Source organism: Geothrix sp. PMB-07 (genome assembly GCF_030758935.1).
Classification (GTDB): Bacteria; Acidobacteriota; Holophagae; order Holophagales; family Holophagaceae; genus Geothrix.
In genome coordinates this window covers 2,637,546-2,656,707 of sequence record NZ_CP132333.1, presented here as the reverse complement: position 1 = coordinate 2,656,707, position 19,162 = coordinate 2,637,546, and the positions used below count along the sequence as shown (strand labels likewise).

12 protein-coding genes are annotated in these 19,162 nt (G+C 64.7%); 8 read left to right on the top strand and 4 right to left on the bottom strand.

All coding sequences use genetic code 11. The features are described 5' to 3' along the window. Positions 1–2 precede the first annotated feature (2 nt). From Q9293_RS11770 to Q9293_RS11755, 4 genes are all read left to right on the top strand, one after another. Entirely contained in the window at positions 3–374 is a 372-nt protein-coding gene (locus Q9293_RS11770; protein WP_306246691.1) for a response regulator, read from the top strand. 24 nt (positions 375–398) lie between these two features. Further along, positions 399–1,280, top strand: a complete 882-nt coding sequence (locus Q9293_RS11765; protein WP_306246689.1) for a DMT family transporter — start codon at positions 399–401, stop codon at positions 1,278–1,280. A gap of 70 nt (positions 1,281–1,350) precedes the next feature. Further along, complete coding sequence (locus Q9293_RS11760; protein ID WP_306246687.1) at positions 1,351–2,655, top strand: carbohydrate porin; 1,305 nt, start codon at positions 1,351–1,353, stop codon at positions 2,653–2,655. Between the two features lie 195 nt (positions 2,656–2,850). Then, entirely contained in the window at positions 2,851–6,813 is a 3,963-nt protein-coding gene (locus tag Q9293_RS11755; protein ID WP_306246685.1) for a right-handed parallel beta-helix repeat-containing protein, read from the top strand. Positions 6,814–6,974: 161 nt separating this feature from the next. Here the strand turns inward: Q9293_RS11755 and Q9293_RS11750 are convergent, their stop codons facing one another. Both Q9293_RS11750 and Q9293_RS11745 read right to left on the bottom strand, forming a co-directional pair. Next, on the bottom strand, positions 6,975–8,276 hold the full coding sequence (locus tag Q9293_RS11750) for a nitrate/sulfonate/bicarbonate ABC transporter ATP-binding protein (RefSeq protein ID WP_306246683.1): 1,302 nt from the start codon (positions 8,274–8,276) through the stop codon (positions 6,975–6,977). A gap of 7 nt (positions 8,277–8,283) precedes the next feature. Further along, positions 8,284–10,038: an ABC transporter permease subunit gene (locus Q9293_RS11745; RefSeq protein ID WP_306246682.1), complete on the bottom strand. Its 1,755-nt coding sequence runs from the start codon at positions 10,036–10,038 to the stop codon at positions 8,284–8,286. Between the two features lie 313 nt (positions 10,039–10,351). On the opposite strand from Q9293_RS11745, the gene Q9293_RS11740 reads away from it, so the two are divergent. After that, positions 10,352–13,408: a serine/threonine-protein kinase gene (locus Q9293_RS11740; protein ID WP_306246680.1), complete on the top strand. Its 3,057-nt coding sequence runs from the start codon at positions 10,352–10,354 to the stop codon at positions 13,406–13,408. A gap of 94 nt (positions 13,409–13,502) precedes the next feature. Here the strand turns inward: Q9293_RS11740 and Q9293_RS11735 are convergent, their stop codons facing one another. Continuing rightward, positions 13,503–13,898: a hypothetical protein gene (locus Q9293_RS11735; RefSeq protein WP_306246678.1), complete on the bottom strand. Its 396-nt coding sequence runs from the start codon at positions 13,896–13,898 to the stop codon at positions 13,503–13,505. Positions 13,899–13,985: 87 nt separating this feature from the next. Beyond that, complete coding sequence (locus Q9293_RS11730; RefSeq protein ID WP_306246676.1) at positions 13,986–14,936, bottom strand: MoxR family ATPase; 951 nt, start codon at positions 14,934–14,936, stop codon at positions 13,986–13,988. A 161-nt stretch (positions 14,937–15,097) separates the two neighbouring features. On the opposite strand from Q9293_RS11730, the gene Q9293_RS11725 reads away from it, so the two are divergent. Genes Q9293_RS11725 through Q9293_RS11715 form a run of 3 tightly spaced genes read left to right on the top strand, consistent with a single transcriptional unit; the run spans position 15,098 to position 19,088 of the window. Further along, positions 15,098–16,246, top strand: coding sequence for a thiolase family protein (locus Q9293_RS11725; protein WP_306246674.1), 1,149 nt, complete (start codon positions 15,098–15,100; stop codon positions 16,244–16,246). A gap of 43 nt (positions 16,247–16,289) precedes the next feature. Continuing rightward, positions 16,290–16,712 carry a GxxExxY protein gene (locus Q9293_RS11720; RefSeq protein WP_306246672.1) on the top strand — a complete coding sequence of 141 codons (423 nt, stop codon included), beginning with the start codon at positions 16,290–16,292 and terminating at the stop codon, positions 16,710–16,712. A 12-nt stretch (positions 16,713–16,724) separates the two neighbouring features. Then, positions 16,725–19,088, top strand: a complete 2,364-nt coding sequence (locus tag Q9293_RS11715) for a 3-hydroxyacyl-CoA dehydrogenase/enoyl-CoA hydratase family protein (RefSeq protein WP_306246670.1) — start codon at positions 16,725–16,727, stop codon at positions 19,086–19,088. Positions 19,089–19,162 lie beyond the last annotated feature (74 nt).

Genomic DNA, 19,162 nt, shown 5'->3' with positions numbered 1-19,162 from the left:
CCATGTCCCGAATCGCCATCGTGGATGACAGCCGCCTGGTCCGGGCCTTCGCCGCGGGAGCCCTGCGGGCCAAGGGCCACGAGACGGTGGAAGTGGAACCCACCTCCCTCTTCGAGGTGCTCCAGGTGCTGCGGGAATCGCCAGTGGATCTGCTGCTGGTGGATTTCCTCATGCCCGAATGCCCCGGGGAGAGCCTGGTGCGCGCCGTGCGCGAGGATGCGGCACTGAGGGACCTGCCCATCCTGGTGGTCTCTGCCCATCGGGATGACGCCCTGCTCCAGACCATGCAGCAGCTGGGCATTTCCGGGTTCCTGCTCAAGCCCGTGGATGCGGCGACCCTGGTCGCCAAGGTGGCCGAGGCCATTGAGGCCTGAGGGGCTTCCTGCAAGGCTGGTGGCATGGTCATTCACAAGACGCCGGATCCCCGAGGACTGGCTTCCCTTCTTTTCGGCGCATCACTCCTGGGCTTCGCCGCCATGCTGGTGCGCTGGGCCGCCCCGGCCGGGCCTCTGGCGGTGGGCTTCTACCGCATGGCCTTCGCGCTGCCCTTCGTGGCGCTGATGGCCCGGGGCACGGCCCGCCCTGATACAGGCCGCGCCCGCCTCTGGGCCCTGGTGGCCGGCGCCTGCTTCGTGCTGGACCTGTGGATGTGGCATACGGCCCTGCACCACACCAGCGCCGCCAATGCCACGCTGCTGGTGACCCTGGCGCCCATCTGGGTGGCGGTGGTGTCCGTGCTGTGGCTGGGGGCCCGGCTTCGCCGCCGCTTCTGGATGGGCATGTTGCTGGCCCTGGCCGGGGCCCTGGTGCTGGGCCTCGCCAAGGGAGCCCGTTGGGGCTCGGGCCTGGGTGAGCTGCTGGGCGCCCTGGCCTCATTGGCCTACGGCGCCTTCACCCTGGCCCTGGGCCGGGCCCGGCGGGAACTCAGCGCCCCTGAGGCCCTCTTCTGGGTGGTGCTCAGCTGCACGGTCCTCTTCGGCGCCCTGGGCCTGCTGCAGGGCGAGGCCTTCCGGGGCTATCCGGCCCGTTCCTGGTGGGCCCTCCTGGCCCTGGGGGTGGCCATCCAGGTGGTGGCCTGGTGGTTCATCACATGGGGCATGGGCCATGTCTCCACCAACATGGGCGCCATGGGCCTCATGACCCAGCCTGTGGCGACGGTGGTGTTCGGCTGGCTGCTGCTCTCCGAACCCCTGCGTCCCCTCCAGGCCGTGGGCACCCTGCTGGTACTGGCGGGCGTGACCCTCTGCGCTTTCGCGCCGCCGGTGCCTGAAAGACACTAAGCAGGTTGCGGCAACACCGCCGTCACACGCCCGTCCCCGTTCTGATTCTCTCCTCTGCCATGGTGTTTCCATGTTCCGTTGCCGCCGAGTTCTTCTTCCCTTCCTCCTCCTGACGGGTTCTTCCTTATTAATGGCTCAGGGGACCGAGGACTGGAGCCTGCACGGCCAGGCCACCGTGGTCACCCAATCCCTGGGCAGCTTCGCCTCGCCCTACCTGGGTGAACACAGCCTGCGCCCGGGCCCCGAGCGGGCCACCTCGTTCACCACCACGCTCATGGCGGGCTGGCGGCCCTGGTCGGGCGCCGAGGTGTATGTGGATGCCGAAGGCGCCGCGGGCAAGGGGGTGAGCAGCGTCCTCGGTCTGGCGGGGGCGCCCAACGGTGAGACGTACCGCGTGGGGAGCACGGACTTTCGGGCCACGGTGGCCCGTGTGTGGATCAAGCAGACCTTCGACCTGGGCGGCGAGTCCCAGAAAGTGGAGGCCGATGCCCACCAGCTGGCCGGTTCCAAGGCCGCGCGGCGGTTGGTGGTTCATGTGGGCAAGTTCAGCGTGATGGATGTCTTCGATGCCAATGCCCTGGCCCACGACCCCCGTTCCCAGTTCCTCAACTGGACGCTGATGGGCCATGGCGCCTGGGATTACCCGGCCGACACGCGGGGCTACACCTGGGGCTATGCCGCTGAGCTGTACTGGGACGACTGGGTGCTGCGGCACGGTCGCTTCGCCGAACCCCTGGAGGCCAACCAGCTGGAGATGGACCACGGCTTCGCGCGCGCCCATGGGGACGTGGTGGAGCTGGAGCACGATCATGCCCTCGGCGGCCAGGCCGGGGCGGTGCGCCTCATGGCCTTCCGCAACACCACGCGCATGGGAGACTACCGGCAGAGCCTGGCCGAGCGGCCGCAGGATCCGGATGTGGTTTCGACGCGTGCCTACGGGCGGGCCAAGCGCGGCTGGGGGCTCAATCTGGAACAGGCCCTCACGGCGGATCTGGGCGCCTTCGCCCGCTGGAGCTGGAGCGATGGGCGCACGGAATCATGGGCCTTCACAGAAGCAGATCGCTCTGCCTCGGTGGGCTTCACCCTGAAGGGAACCGCCTGGCAGCGTGCACAGGATCGAGTGGGGACCGCCTATGTGCAGAATGGCCTGAGCCCCGACCACGAGGCCTACCTCGGCGCTGGAGGCCAGGGTTTCCTGCTGGGCGATGGCCGACTGAGCTATGCGCCCGAGCGCATTGTCGAGGCCTACTACGCCCTGGCCCTGGGGCGGTACCTCACGGCCACGCTGGATGCGCAGCGCATCGCAAACCCAGGCTACAACAGCGATCGCGGCCCCGCAGCCCTCTACGCCCTGCGGTTGCACGCCCAGTTCTGAATGCCCCAATCCAGAATCACGACTTAGCTTCGCGATCAATCCGGATCCTGGAATACAGATCCAAAGTCCAGATTCGCGTGCAAGCGATGTGGGTTACTCGTTGACCCAAACCTTGTCACTGAATGGCTAACACAAGTCGCACCGGCCGATTTTTTCTCGGCACCTCCGTTGCCTTATCCGACTGCGGAGGGATTTATGCGAATCGGACGATGTCTAGCCTCGCTTCAGGGAATGGCGCTTTCAGGCATGGTGGTTCTGACCGCCGCGCCCACGGGCAGCATCAAGGCCAGCACCACGGCCCCACCTTATGGGGCGACCAATGTGACGATCACGCCGACGTTCTCGGGTGGGACGGCCTTGGTGGGAACGAGCCAGGGCGGTTCAGATGTCAGCGCCGGCGCTGCGTCGGGTGTGGCCATCCCGGTACCTGTGACCGGGTTCAGGCCCGCGGGTTCGAACCTGGTCTTTCAAGCCTTCAGTCAATCTGTGACCGGCACTGGAACCTACTCCCAATCGGTCAAATCCAAGGCTTCGACCACCCTGCTTTCCTTCATCAGCGCCTTCAAGGTGGGAACGGCGGCCTCGCTTCGCAGCAGCGCCTGCTTCACGGTTTCCAAGGCCACGGGCATCTCCGTGGTGGCGGGCGATCTCATTGTGGTGACTTCGGCCCGCGGTGGCGGGTTGACCACCGTGACCCTTTCAGACAACGCCAGTGGTGGATCGAATGCCTACAGCCAGGTGGGCAGCGTCTTCGAGGCGAAGCACTACAACGCCTTGTTCCAGCACTGTGCCATCGCCAAAAGCACGGGGACATTGACCATCACCACCTCGCTCCTGGGGGACAAATATGACGATGGCTGCATGGTGCATGTGATTTCCGGGACCACTGGCACTCTGGCAACGGTCCTGGATGCCCGCTCGGTGGTGGCCGATGCCGGCGATACCACCAGCCACGCCAACCCCGGCCCCACCACGGCCAACGCCAACGACTTCATCCTCTCCGTGTGGTGCGATCAGCCCAACGCCAGCAAGATCACTTCGGCTTCAGCCCCCACCGGTGGCGCCTTCGTCGCCACCCAGACGTACTGGTTGCGGGTGACGGATCTCTCAGGCGCCTTCGTGGATTCGAGCGTGACCATCACGCCACAGCAGGGAGCTTCGGTCAGCGTGGCCCTGACGCCGAGTGCGGCCCAGGTGCTTGGAGGCCAGTCCGCCTCCTTCACGGCCGCGGTCACCGGCACCCCCAATACCGCCGTCACCTGGAAGGTGGATGGCATCGCCAATGGCAACGCCACCGTGGGAACCATCGCGGGTTCGGGGAGCACCATCTCCTACACCGCTCCTGCGGCGGCGGGCAGCCACACCCTGAGCGCCACCAGCGTGGCGGACCCGACGAAAACCGCCAGCGCCGCCCTGACCGTGGTGGTCGCTCCCATCGCCAGAAGCCTGGTGGCCGCGAGCAGCACGGTGGCTTCCGGAAGCAGCACCACCCTCACGCCCACCTTTTCTGGTGGAACAGCCACCCTTGGCAGCGCCGGACCCGGCTCTTCGGACCTCAGCACCGCCGTTGTTTCAGGCATTCCGGTCAGCACGGGCATCCTGTCCGCGACCAAGACCTACACCCTGACTGTGACCAGCGCGGCGGGCATCCAGGCCGCCACGGCCTGCACCATCACCGTGGCCCCGGCCCCCACGGCCAACCTCTCGGCGAGCAGCACCACGCCTGTGTTTGGTGCCACGAACGTGACCATCACGCCCTCCTTCACCGGGGGAACGGCCATCGTAGGCACCAGCCTAGGTGGCAGCGACATCAGCGCGAGCCCCGTGTCTGGCGTGCCCATTCCCGTGGCCAAGGGCGGTTTTGTTCCGGCCGGCTCGAACCTGATCTTCCATGCCTTCACCCAGCAGGCGGCCAATCAGGGGCTCTATTCCCAGACCGTGACCACGCCGGGTTCGACCACCCTGCTTTCTTTCATGAGTGCGTTCCGGGTGGCGTCGACCGCCTCGGTTCGCAGCGTCGCCTCCTTTGACACCGCCCAAGCCACGGGCATCTCCGTGTCGGCGGGGGATCTCATCGTGGTCACTTCGGCTCGGGGGGGCGGTCTCACCACCGTGACCGTCACCGACAATGCCAATGGCGGGTCGAACACCTACAGTCAGGTGGGCAGCGGTCTCTTCGAACCTGTGCACTACAACGCCATGTTCCAGCACTACGCCATTGCCAAGAGCAGCGGCACCCTGACGATCACCACTTCCTTGCTGGGTGACAGTTACGACGATGGGTGCATGGTCCACGTGATTTCGGGTCCCTCAGGCACTCTGGCCACCGTCCTGGATGGCCGCTCCCTGGTGGGCGATTCCGCCGATGCCACCAGCCATGCGAACTCGGGGGTGACCACCACAAATGCAAATGATTTAATCCTCTCGGTGTGGTGCGACCAGCCCGTGGCTGGCACGGTCAATGCAGCTTCTGCAGGCAGCGGCTGCACTTCCACCCAGACCTACTGGCTGCGGGTGACGAGCCCATTGGGCGTCTTCGCGGATTCCAGCGTGACCATCACGCCACAGGGCCCCGCCGCGACCATCAGCTCTGTTTCGCTGAATCCTCCGACGCTGGCACTCAATGTGGGCACCCAGAACCAGTTCAACGCGGCTGTGTCCGGCACTGGCTCCTACAACTCCGCAGCCACCTGGTCGGCCCAGCGGGGAACGATCACGGCAACGGGCCTCTACAGCGCTCCTGCCACCAGCGGCACCGATGTGGTGACGGTCAAGAGTGTGCAGGATCCCACCAAGTCCGCCACGGCCACTGTCACGGTGATCGGTTCCGATCCTGTGGTGCCCACGGTCACGGCCGTGGCCATCAGCCCCGCTTCCTGGTCGATGAGCGGCGGAACCCAGAAGCAGTTCACCGCCACGGTGACGGGGACCGGCGCCTTCAGCAGCAGCGTGGTCTGGTCCGCCCAGCACGGCAGCATCGACAGCAGCGGCCTCTACACGGCACCCGCCAGCGGCAGCGACACAGTGACGGCCATGAGTGTGGGCGACACCAGCAAATCGGCAACGTCCGCCATCCTGATCCAAAGTGGCTGCGCTCCTGCGCCCACCGCTTCCACGGTGGTGAATGTCCGGGATTCGGCCTATGGCGCCAAGGGTGATGGCACGACCGATGACACGGCCGCCATCCAGAAGGCGGTGAATGCGGTGAGCGGAACAGGCGGCACGGTGCTGATTCCCGATGGCACCTACATGATCGATGCGGTGAAGCAGAACAGTTCGGGCATCCGCCTGGGGAGCAACATGACCCTGAGCCTTTCCGCAGGCGCGGTCCTCAAAGCCATTCCGAACTCGGCGGGAACCTACGCCATCGTGGCCATCAGTTTTGCCAGCAAGGTCAACGTCGTGGGGGGAACCCTCCTGGGGGATCGCAGCGCCCACTCGGGCACCAGTGGCGAATGGGGCATGGGCCTCTCCATCAACAATTCGGATCAGGTGGTGATCCAGGGCGTGACCGCGAAAGAGTGCTGGGGAGATGGCTTCTACATCACCGACCTCTGCACGAATGTGACCCTCTGCAACGTGACCGCGGACCACAACCGCCGCCAGGGATTGTCCGTCACCAGCGTCAATGGGCTGGTGGTGAAGAATTCGGTCTTCAAGAACACCCAGGGCACGGCCCCTGAGTGCGGCATCGACGTGGAGCCGAACGGCGGGCAGACCTGCAACAACATCCACATCAGCGAGTGCATCTTCTCGGGCAACGCGGGCGGCGGCATTCAGCAGGGCGCCTCAGAGGCCGACATGAGCTACACCTTCGCGACGAACACGATCATCGAGAACAACGAGGTCTTCGGCAACGGAGGCTCCAGTTACAAGGATGGCGGCATCGCCTTCTCCTGCTGCGATTCGAACATCATCCGGAACAACTACATCCACGACAACCTGGACAATGGGATCAAGACCTATGGCCAGGCCACGAAGCTGACCATCACCGGGAACCGGGTGATGAACAACAAGGGCGATGGGATGCTGTTGACGGGGTGCAGTGGGGCGGTGGTCACGGACAACACGGTGACCGGTAACGCGGGAACGGGCATCTACCACGATGCCTCGTCGGGGACCTATGCCCCCAACACCGTGAACAGCAACGGGCAGTGATTCAGAACGGAAGCGTCTTCTGCCGGGCAAGCAAAGGGAGGGGCCCCAGGTCAGGAAGGAAGACCTGGGGATGATGGGAAGCAGGCATTCAGAGACCCTTGCGGGGACCTGAATGCCTGCTTTGGTATTCATCCGAGTCGAAGAGAAACGATCCGGGTCGCCTACTCCGGCGTGAGTACGCCGCGATCCTCGCGGAAGGCGAAGAGTTCGCCGAAACGGCCCCAGGTGACCAGTGTCTCGAAGGTCTGCTCGGAGTTCTCCAGGGGCAGCCGCTGCTGCAGCTCTGCCAGCAATTCGTCCTCCTGCAGTTCGCCCTTGTGCAGCTCGATGAGCTCCTGCACCAGGCGGAACAGGCGCAGTTCCAGAAGCTGGGCCTTCCAGATGTCCTTGCGCTCGTCCATGTCCGCGCGCACGAAACGCTGGCCCAGGGCCGTGAGGAGCACCTGGCGCTTGGGCGTGTCCACGAAGTCGAGCATCTCGGCGCCCTTCACGGAGGCCAGGATCTTCTCGAAGGTGACGTGGGTGGCGGCGGCCACCTGGAAGAGGTCCGCGGCGCCGCCCTGGGTCTCCAGGTATTCCAGCAGGCCCAGGATGTCGGAGGAGGGCGCGGGCGGCAGGGGCTCCACGAGGTCGGGCAGGAGGCTGGGCTCGGGGGCGCTCACTTCGATGTCGGGCAGTTCGGTGCTGGTGATGATGTCGTGCAGCTGATCGACCAGGCGCAGGAACTCGGGGCTGCGCATGTCGCGGGGGCGGGGCAGGGGGTTCTCCACGATGGTGCGCACCCGGCCCGGGTTGGCGGACAGCACCACGATGCGGTCGGCCATGTAGGCCACTTCCTTGATGTCGTGGCTCACCATGAGAATGGAGGAGGGATTGCGCTCGGCATCGTCCCAGATGTCGAGGATCTCTGCGCGGAGGCCTTCCGCCGTGAGGGCGTCCACGTGGCTGAAGGGCTCGTCCATGAAGAGGATTTCGGGATCGACGCTGAGGGCCCGGGCCATGCCGACGCGCTGTTTCATGCCGCCGGAGAGCTCGCGCGGATAGGCTTCCTCGAAGCCCTCAAGGCCCACCAGTCGGATGGCGCGGTGGGCCTTGGCCTTGATGGTCTCGTCGTCGAGCCCCTGGGCCTGGAGTACCGTTTTCACGTTGGCTTCCACGGTCATCCAGGGATAGAGCGCGAAGTTCTGGAAGACGATGGCCACACCGGGGTTCAGGCCTTCCATCTTCTCGCCGTGGTAGAAGGTCTTGCCCTTGGTCGGCTTGATGAGGCCCGCGAAAATGCGCAGGATGGTGGATTTTCCGCAGCCCGAGGGCCCGATGAGGCACACCACTTCGTTGGCGCGGATATCCAGATTGATATCCTCCAGCACGCGCAGGGCGTGCCCGGTCTCCCGGTCGAAAGATTTCTGGATGCCCTTGAGCTCGCAGATGACTTCGTGGCTGGCGGTACTGGCGTGGATCATGGCTGCCTCACTTCGACAGGGAATAGCGGGTCTCGGCGATCTTGTAGAGGGGTTTCCAGACCAGGCGGTTGAAGAGCACCACCGTGCCAGCGAGGACCAGCGTGGACGCGGCCAACAGCACGAAGTTCTTCTCATCCGTGGCCTGGCTCACGATGGCGCCCAGGCCGAAGGTCTGGAGGGTGGGGCCACTGATGTTGTAGTACTCCGCCACGATGCTGGCGTTCCACGCACCGCCTGCGGCGGTGAGGCACCCCGTGACGAGGTACGGGAAAATGGCGGGCAGGTAGAGGTTGCGGAAGCGCTGCCAGCGGCTGAAGCCGAAGGCGGTGCCCACCTCACGCAGGTCGCTGGGAATGGCGCTGGCCCCGGCGATGACGTTGAAGAGGATGTACCACTGGGTGCCCAGCAGCATGAGAACGATGCTGCCCCAGCCCAGCCCGATCTTGAAGGCCGCCAGCAGGGCGATGACCGCTGGGAACAGCATGGGCGCGGGGAAGGAGGCCGCCACCTGGACGATGGGCTGGAAGATCTTCGACAGGCGCTGGGAGAGCCCGATGGCCAAACCTGCGGGGAGGGTCCAGCAGAGCCCGATGGCGATGGAGGCCATCACCCGCGCCAGGGTGAGGCCAGCGGCCTTCAGGAGGATCCACCAGGAGGCTGAATGGAGCTGCTGGAGCAGACGGAAGACGCCGTATCCGCCCAGGATGAGGAAGGCCGAAAGGATAAACAGGGCCACCAGGGATAGCCATGGGGCTGCATGGGTGGCCCTGTCCAGACCTGCATCCACGGAGACCTGCTTCTGGGTGGAGCGGCGGTGCTGGCGGTTCCGGCGCTGCTTGGTCCGCCAGCGGTCCCACCGGCGGATGAGGCGGGAGCCGCGGATGAGGTTGAGAAACCAGCTCTGCGAATCCACGTTCTGTACCGTGTCTTCGATGCGGAAGCGCTGGGCCCAGACCACCACGGGCCGCCAGAGCACCTGGTCCAGCAGCACGATCATGAGGATCATGGCCAGCACCGCCATGACCTCTGCCTTGACGTTGCCCTGTTCTGCGGCCACCCGCATGTACGAACCCAGGCCCGGCAGGCGGAAGTCCTTGTCGCCCACCTTGAGCGATTCGTTGATCATGAGGAAGAACCAGCCGCCCGCCATGCTCATCATGCTGTTCCAGGCCAGGCCGGTGGTGGCGAAGGGCAGTTCCACCCACTTGAAGCGCTGCCACCAGGTGAAGCGGTAGACGGTGCCAGCTTCCTGCAGCTCGGAAGGCACGCTCTTCAGGCTGTGGTAGAGGCTGAAGGTCATGTTCCACACCTGGCCCGTGAAGATGGTCAGGATGGCGGTGATCTCCAGGCCCGTGTTGCTGCGGGGGAACAGGGCCACCATGACCAGCAGCAGCGGCATGAGGAAGGTGAGCACCGGGATGCTCTGCAGGATGTCCAGCAGGGGGATCAGCAGCTTCTCGGCCCGGTCGTCCTTGGCCGCCCAGAAGGCATACACCAGGGTGAAGGCGATGGACAACACGTAGGCGGCGATGCCCCGCATCATGGAGAAGAAGGTGTATTTGGGCAGCGCCAGCAGGGAGAGGTTGATCTCCAGCTGTGGGCGTTGGATGGCCGTCCATTCCCGCCCCACGAGAATCAGCCCATAGAGCATTCCGAAAGCGGCGGCGATGAGAAGCAGATCCACCCAGCGGCGGCGCCGCCGGAAGGGCGAGAAGAGGGCATTTGCCTGTCCCCACATGGTGTCGAGAAATCGGTGCATCATGGCCGGTCCGGTGCAGAGGATGCAGCGCGCAAATGCGTGCGGCCATCCCGTTCAGGGTGCGGATTCGGGGGAGCGGAAAGAGCGTCGGGCAACCGCCTCAGCGGGCGGCGCGACTCGACGGAGGTTCGGAAAGGTCGGCTTGCTGTCCCATGGAACCTCCTTTCTGCCCCGCACAGGGCCAAAGCCAGTCTGACCTTCGGCATCATCCCGGTCAACCCAAGCCCGGCCAACCCAGGTTAACTTCAAAGGAAGGCCCCATCGGCCCAGCCGTGGATAATTCACAGAGGAGTCACAACCGTGGGTAAAGGCGGCCATGGCCACAGCTGAGGAACGGGCACTGGCCCTGGCCGTGGCTCGCGGTCTGCTTGAACCTGACGAGGCCCAGGGGGTCACCCTGGAGGGTCTGGTGGCCGGCGGGCGCCTGACGGAAAGCGACTGCATCCTGCTGAGGCAGGACTTGGCGGACTTGGATGCCACGGAAGGGGACCACTGGTCCATGGAGGTCACGGCCCAAACCCTGCTGGGGCCCCAGGCCGAACCCACGCAGCTTGAGCCCACGCCGCCCTCTTCGGATCCGCCCTCCGGGCCCATGCGGGGGTTCCGTCAGGGCGGCGTCTTCCGGGCGCAGACGCTGGAGCGCTGGGGCCGCTTTGAGGATCTCGTGCTGCTGGGCGAAGGCGGCATGGGGCGCATCTTCCGGGCCACCGATCCCAGGCTGCGTCGGGAGGTCGCCCTGAAACTGCTGCGCCGGGAGGACCCCGAACTCATCCAGCGCTTCCTGCAGGAGGCCCAGCTGCAGGCCCGAGTGGATCATCCGAATGTGTGCCGGGTCTACGAAGTGGGCGAATGGCGCGGACAGCCCTACATCGTCATGCAGTTCCTCCGGGGCGAGACGCTGCAGAAAGCCGCGCCGAAACTGCCCCTGGAGGCGCTGCTGCGGCACATGATCGAGGTCTGCGAGGGGGTCCATGCCGCGCACCGCGTGGGGCTGGTGCACCGCGACCTGAAGCCGCCCAACCTCATGATCGACCATCCCGAGGGCGAGGCGCCCCGGGCCTGTGTGCTGGACTTCGGCCTGGCCCGGGGCGCCGAAAGCCACGGCCTCACGGAGACCGGTCGGGTCATGGGCACCGTGAGCTACATGGCGCCGGAACAGGTGCGGGGGGAAACGGCGCGGCTGGATCGCCGCAGCGATGTCTACGCTCTGGGGGCCACACTCCACACCCTCCTGGTGGGCGCGCCGCCCTTCGGCGGCGAGGGCCTGGTGTGCATGGAACACATCGTGAAGGACGAACCGCCCCCGCTGCGCCGGATGGTGCCCACGGCCCCGGCGGATCTGGAGACGGTGCTGCTCACCTGTCTGCAGAAGGATCCCCGCCGACGCTACGCCACGGCGCGGGCCCTGGGCGAGGATCTGCAGCGCCTGCTCGACGGCGAACCCATCCAGGCCCGGCCTGCCACGACGCTGGAGAAACTGGCCCACTGGGTGCGCAAGCGCAAAGCCCTGGTCATCGCCTCGGCGGCCGTGCTGCTCTCCATGGGCGTCTTCGGCGGCATGGCCCTGCGGGAGCGCCTGCGCGCCCAGGCCCGGGCGACCTATGCCCAGCGCTTCGCCCAGGCGGCGGAACGCATCGAGGCCCTGGCCCGCTACCTGAAACTCTCGCCGCCTCATGACCTCGGCCCCGAACGCCGCGATCTGGAGGCCCGGGTGGCCCGTCTGGCGGAAGAGGTGAAGGCCGAAAGCGCCATCGCCGAAGCCCCGGGCGAATATGCCATCGGCCGCGCCCGCCTGGCATTGGGCCAGCCCGAGCAGGCCCAGGCGCATCTGGAGCGTGCCCGCGCCCTGGGCTTCGACACGCCGGAACTGCGCTCAGCCCTGGGCCGGGCCCTCCTGGAGCTGCACCAGCACGCCCTGGACGAGGCCTGGCGCATCGGCCAGGGCGACGCGCGCAAGGAGGCCGTGGCCCGCCTCCAGGCCCGCGCCGCCACCCGCATCGAACCCCTGCTGAAATCCGGCGCCCCCGCCTCCCTCATCCCCCTCGCCTACCTCGAAGGCCAGGCCGCCTGGGTGTCCGGCCGCTGGGAAGAGGCCGTCGCCAAGGCCAAAGAAGCTCAGGCCCAGGCGCCGTGGTTCTATGAGGCGCGGTTGTTGGAGGCCCGTGCGCTGCTGTCTTGGGGATTGCCGAAGAGTGGGACCGAACGAACAGCGATGTTGGAGGCGGCGCACGAGCGGGCCCAGGCTGCGGTCAGGTCGGCCCCGTGCGATATTCAAGCCTTGGAGCTAGTAGGGCGCATTGGGGTCATGCGCTACAGTGCGTTCGTCGCCGACCCGAGCAGACGAAAGGAACTTCGGTCATCCGTTGAGGGGATCGTGTCGGCTCTTCGAGTCCTGGAGATTGACGGGAGAGATGCCGTAATCATGGAAGCCGGCCTGCTGACTGCAGAAGCCGTGAATGCGCTGGTGATAGGGCGCTCTGGGGCGGAACCGCTAAAGAAGGCCATTTCTTTGCTGGCACCTCTTTTAGACTCCACACATCCATCCTTCGATGCTTTGGAAGGAGCAATGCGGGCAGAGCGTTATGCCGCGAAGTTTCCTGAGATGGGTGATCCTGTCACTTGGTTGGACCTTGCCCTTGCCCACGGGCGACGAGCTCTTGAATTGCGGCAAGGACATTCAGATCTGGCAAGGGAGTTGGCCAAAGTATCGGTGTGGCGTATATCCGAAGGAACGTTGCGAGGCGAAGCACCATGGGAAGTGTTTGAAACCACTCTGCAACTAATCCTGCGGGAATTAGACCGTGAGCCTGATGCGAAATCTCTCAGAGAGGCGCTAGGCTACCTGTGGGGGGAGAGGGCGGAATATGAGCGCACCCACGGTCTCGATCCTCGTCAATCGCTTCATGAATCTGCGATATGTTTCGAGATGGTCCTAAAGCAGGGTCGGGATTTCCTTCCACTGTACGGTAGAGGGAATGTGGCCCTCATGCAGGGCCAATGGGAGACGGCACATCATCTACCTGGGGCCCTTGTCTCTCTAGAGCAAGCAGAACACATGTATCGGCAAGCAAGGCAGGTCGCACCTTACCAGGCGATGGTTTCAGCGGTTCTCGTGGAAATCGCCCTTTGGAAAAGCAGAGCGTACGGACGGGATGCTGGGGAGAGCGAGAGGGCTCTGATGGAAGGAGAGGTGTTGTTTCAAGAAGGCATTAAGCGTTTCCCCTCAAATGCTGTGTTGTGGCTCCGGGGCGCACAACTCGCAGAGGCAAATGGACAGCAGAAAACAGCAAAGGCTCGAATTCAGCGAGCCTTTGCATTGGATTCGCACAATCCAGAAATTCGTAACACTCTTTTGGCAGCGCCTCGAGGGTAGGTATCTAAACTTTGTATGCGACCAAATGTAAGAGCAATTCAGTCGAAATATCCAAAATAAGAACTAGCCACTAGGCTTAGTCAATGTATCAGGATCATGGTTCTCCAGTTGGCCAGCAGCCAGGGTCCTTGCTGATTACCATGGGCAAAGAGTCCGGGTCGGCCCTTGGGGCAACTAAAACATCGGAGGAGCGCCTGGTCTTTTTATTACTCAGCCCCCACACTTTCTTCATAAACGCCTTGTTCAGCGGCAGACAGTCCTTCCCCTTGGGGAACCAGGCCTCGGCACGGGTGCCGAAGCGGGCGATGGCCTGATCACGGGTGATTTCCTTTTTCTGGCCTTCGTAGAAGCCGCCCAGGATTTCCACGGCGGCGTGTTCATCAAAGAAAAGCGAGGTCGTTCGCGCCGGATCAAGGTCGAGTTCCAGCGGGACTGTGGATCCTTCCACGCTGTAGATCAGGCGGATTTTCAGCAACTTCGGTCGTGCCATGGGGCCTCCGATGAGGGATTGGGGGGGGATTGCGATCAGGTTGGTGAATCGACTACCTGAAGTCAAGCGGCAGTTTTCGGCGTGCCTTCAGGGGCGTGGCACAGCCTGGAGCAGCTGGGCGATGGCCTGGTCGGTGGTGGCGCCATCGGCCTCGCTCTCGAAGGTAAGCAGCATGCGGTGGCGCAGCACGTCTGGCGCGAGGTCCACCACGTCCTGGGGCAGCACGTGGTCGCGGCCCTGCAGGTAGGCCAGGGCGCGCGAAGAGGATTGCAGGGCCAGCGAGGCCCGAGGGCTGGCGCCACAGCGGAGCTGCTCCTTGCCCTTCCAGGGTTTGCCGTGGCCGGGGCGCGTGGCCTGAACGAGCCGCACGATGTAGGCGCGGATGGCGTCATCCAGGCGCACCTGTTCGGCCTGCTTGCCCGCCGCCAGCAGGCTGGCGCCATCCACCACGGGGCGCACCTCGTCGCCGTTGAGGTGAGCGCGACGCAGCACTTCCACTTCTTCCTCCTGCTTGGGGTAGTCCACCCGCAGCTTGAAGAGGAAGCGGTCCATCTGGGCCTCAGGCAGGGGGAAGGTGCCCTCCTGTTCCAAGGGGTTCTGGGTGGCCAGCACCAGGAAGGGGTTGGGCAGGGCGAAGCTTTCTTCGCCCAGGGTGACCTGTCGCTCTTCCATGGCCTCCAGCAGGGCCGCCTGCACCTTGGAGGGGGCGCGGTTGATTTCATCGGCCAGCACGAGGTTGGCAAAGATGGGGCCGCGCTTGGGTGTGAAGGTGAGCTGCTTGGGGTCGAAGATGAGGGTGCCCACCACGTCGCTGGGCAGCAGATCCGGCGTGAACTGGATGCGGCGGAAACTGGTGTGGCTGGCGGAGGCCAGCGTCTTGATGGTGCGCGTCTTCGCCAGGCCCGGCAGGCCCTCCAGCAGCACGTGGCCGCGGCAGAGCAGGGCCACCAGCAGGCGGTTCAGCAGCTGGGGCTGGCCCACGATCACCTTGCGGCATTCGGCGAGGAGCGGTTCCAGGGAGTGCGCGGTCTGGGCCATGGGGTGTCCTAGGATGCTTCCATCTTGCCCGGAAAGGCCGTGGGCCGAAACGCTGCGTTGACTTCCGGTAAGCCCACCATGACCCACGGTAAGTGCTCCGGGCGCACTCAGCGGATGCTAGGCTCCTCGGAAACCCAGACAGCCGATTCCCCGGAGGACCCATGCGATCCGCAGTCATCGTTGAAGCCAAGCGCACCCCCATCGGCCGGGGCGTCAAGGGAGCCTACGCCGCCACCCGCCCCGAGGCGCTGGGCGCGGTGGTGATCGAAGCCATCAAGCCCCTGCTGAAGGACTGGTCGGCCTTGGAAGATGTGCTGGTGGGCTGTGCCATGCCCGAAGGCGAACAGGGCATGAACATGGCGCGCCTCATCAGCTTCCGCTCGGGCCTGCCCATCACCGCGGGCGCGGCCACCATCAACCGCTTTTGCGGCAGCAGTCAGGAAACCATGCTCATGGCTGCGCGCGCCATCCTGGCCAACCAGGGGGACCTCTTCCTGGCGGGCGGCGTGGAGAGCATGTCCAAGGTGCCCATGATGGGCTTCAATCCCAGCATCGATCCCTTCATCAGCGAGACCTACCCCGCGGCCTACTGTTCCATGGGCATCACCGCCGAGAACCTGGCCAAGGAATACAAGATCAGCCGGCGCGAACAGGATGAATTCGCCTACGGCAGCCATCAGAAGGCCGCGGCGGCCTGGAAGGCGGGCAAGTTCGAGAAGGAGGTCGTTCGCTTCGAGACCAAGGGCCTCGACGGCAAGGCGGTCACCCTGCAGCAGGATGAATGCGTGCGCGCCGATACCAGCCTGGAGAAGCTGGGGGAGTTGAAGCCTGCCTTCCTGGCCGATGGGAATGTCACCGCCGGCAACAGCTCGCCCGTCACCGATGGCGCCGCGTTCCTGCTGGTGATGGAGGAAGGGCTGGCCAAGTCCCTGGGCCTCAAGCCCCGCGCGCGCATCCTCGGCGGCGCCGTGGCGGGCGTGGAACCGGACCGGATGGGCATCGGCCCCGTGCCGGCCGTGAAGAAGGTGCTGGACCGCTGCGGCCTGAAACTCGATCAGATCGACGCCATGGAACTCAACGAAGCCTTTGCTGCGCAGAGCCTGGCCGTCATCCGCGAGGGTGGCTATGATCCCGCCAAGGTGAATGCCTGGGGCGGCGCCATCGCCGTGGGGCATCCCCTGGGCGCCAGCGGCGCGCGCATCCTCACCACCCTGCTGAGCCGCCTCGAAACCGATGGCGGCCGCTACGGCATCGCCACCATGTGCATCGGCGGCGGCCAGGGCATCGCGTCGGTCATCGAAACAATTTGATCCACAGATTTCACGAATTCACACAGATTCATCTGGGGCAATCGTGGAAGCCAAGGATCCAGAGACTTTCGCCATTATCGGTGCGGCCACGGAGGTTCACCGGGTGCTTGGCTGTGGATTCGCTGAGTCGGCCTATCAGGAAGCTTTGGCCCATGAATTTCGGCTGCGAGGCATTCCGTTCGAGCGGGAGGCTTTGCTTCCCATCGAATACAAAGGCGAAAAACTCAACACGGCCTACCGAGCTGATTTCATTTGTTTCAACCGCGTCATCGTCGAATTGAAAGCCCTCGTTCGGCTGGGCCCCATCGAGGATGCGCAACTCCTGAACTACCTAAAGGTGAGTGGAAGGCCGGTTGGGCTTCTGTTGAATTTCGGGACCAGATCCCTCGAAACCAAACGGATGGTCGGAGCTTCCAATACCCAGACTCAATCAGAATCTGTGAAATCCGTGGAATCTGTGGACTAAAAGGAGTTTTCCATGACCATCAAGAAGATCGGCGTGCTCGGTTCAGGTGTGATGGGTTCGGGCATTGCGGCGCACGTGGCTTCGGCGGGCTGCCAGGTGGAACTGTTGGACATCGTCATTGACGAGGCGGCACCCAACAAGTTGGCGGAGGGCGCCCTGGCGGCCCTGGCCAAATCCAAACCGGCCCTGGTCATGCACGCCGCCTACCTGAAGAAGATCCGGCCCGGTAACCTGCGCGACCACTTGGACCGCCTGGCGGACTGCGACTGGGTGGTGGAGGTGGTGAAGGAGGATCTGGCCATCAAGCGGGAGTTGTACGGCCGCCTGGAGGCCCACCTGAAGCCCGGCGCCTGGGTGAGCTCGAACACGTCGGGCATTCCCCTGAAGCTGCTGGTGGAAGGCCGCGGCGACGCCTTCCGCAAGCACTTCGTCATCACCCATTTCTTCAATCCGGTGCGCTACCTCCGGTTGCTGGAATTCGTAAAGGGCCCCGAGGTGGATGAGGTGGAGGCCACGGCCTTCCGCACCTGGCTGGAAGAGGCCCTGGGCAAGGAGGTGGTGCCCGCCTTCGATTCGCCCACCTTCATCGGCAACCGCATCGGCATCCACGGCATCATGGCCACGCTGCACCTTGCTCTGGAAGAGAAGGTGCCCTTCGAGGTGCTGGACCTGGTGCTGGGCGATGCAGCCGCGCGGGCCAAGAGCGCGGCCTTTCGCACCGCGGATCTGGCGGGTGTGGACATCCTCGCGGCCACGGCGAAGAACGTCTACGACCTGTGCCCCGATGATGAAGTGCGCGAGGTCTTCACGTTCCCGGAATTCCTGCAGTGGATGCTCGACAACAAACTGCTCGGGAACAAGGTCAAGCAGGGCTTCTTCAAGAAGGGGCCCAAGGACGCCAAGGGCAAGAAGACCTTCCTGGCCATCGATCCCACTACCCGCGAGTACATCCCGCAGGTGAAGAAGGACTGGCCCCTGCTCAAGGAATTGAAGGGCATCGATGATCCCGCGGAAAAGGTGAAGACGCTGCTCACCAGCGACACCGAGGCCGGGCGACTGGCCTGGCGCTGCATTGCGCCGAACCTCACCTACGCGGTGAACCGCCTGGGCGAGGTAACGGACGGGCCCCTGAACGTGGATCGTGCCATCCGCAACGGCTTCGCCTTTGAGCTGGGCCCATTCGAGCTGTGGGACACGCTCGGTGTCGAACGGGTGGTGGCACGCATGCGCTTCGAGGAGCGTCCCATCGCCCCGCTCGTGGAGCAGATGCTGGCCAAGGGCCTCACCAGCTTCTACCGCTGGGAGCATGGCGTACCGGTGGCGCAGCTGAATCCGAAGACCCTGGCCTACGACGCCATCCTCGAAGACAAGCGCGTGATCATCCTCAAGCGCGAAGAGGGCAAGGGCAAGGTGGTGGCAGAGAACGGCAGCTGCCAGTTGCTCGACATTGGTGATGATGTGGCCTGCCTGGCTTTCCGCAGCAAGATGAATGCGCTGGATGACGGCATCATCGGCCTGATGGAAGACTCGGTGCAGAAGCACGTGCCCGGGCGCTTCAAGGGCCTGGTGTTGGGCAACCAGGGCCAGCACTTCAGTGCCGGGGCGAACCTGGTGATGGTGCTGAACGCCGCCAAGGACAAGCAGTACGATCTGATCGAGGAAGTGGCGAGGCGCCTGCAGTACGCGGGCCGCATGCTCACCTACGCCCCGTTCCCCACCGTCGCTGCACCCTTCAACCTGGCCCTGGGCGGCGGCTGCGAGATGTCCATGGCCTGCCAGCGCGTGGTGGGCCATGCCGAGCTCTACATCGGCCTGGTGGAAGTGGGTGTGGGTGTCATCCCCGCGGGCGGCGGTTGCCTGCAGATGCTTCTGCGCATGGAGGATGCCATGGCCGCCAGGGGCGAACTGGGGCCCATGCCCAAGGTGAAGGCTAGCTTCCAGGGCATCGGAACAGCCGCGGTACACACCAGCTTCGATGAGGCCCAGCGCAACGGCTACCTGCGGCGCAGCGATCGCCGCGTCATGAACAAGGCCTTCCTGCTGAACGAGGCCAAGCAGGAAGTGCTGAAGATGGCCGCAGACTTCCAGCCCCTGAAGGAGCGCACCCTGCGCCTGCCAGGCCGGGGGGGCAGCGAGGCACTCAAGATGGCCGTGCGCGATTTCCAGTTGCAGGGCCTGGCCAGTGAACACGACGCCATCATCATGGGCGAACTGGCTCACATCCTCTGCGGCGGCGACGTGAGCCCGGTGCAGGAGGTCAGCGAGGAGCGCATTCTCGAACTGGAACGGCAGGCCTTCGCCCGGCTTTGCAGTTATGAGAAAACGCAGGCTCGCATGGACGCGATCCTGAAGACGGGGAGACCCCTCCGCAACTAGAAAGGCTTCTGCCGGCTTGGAACCATTGGTTCCAAGCCGGTCCTGGAGGCCGTTGGAAACCCCACCATTTTGTG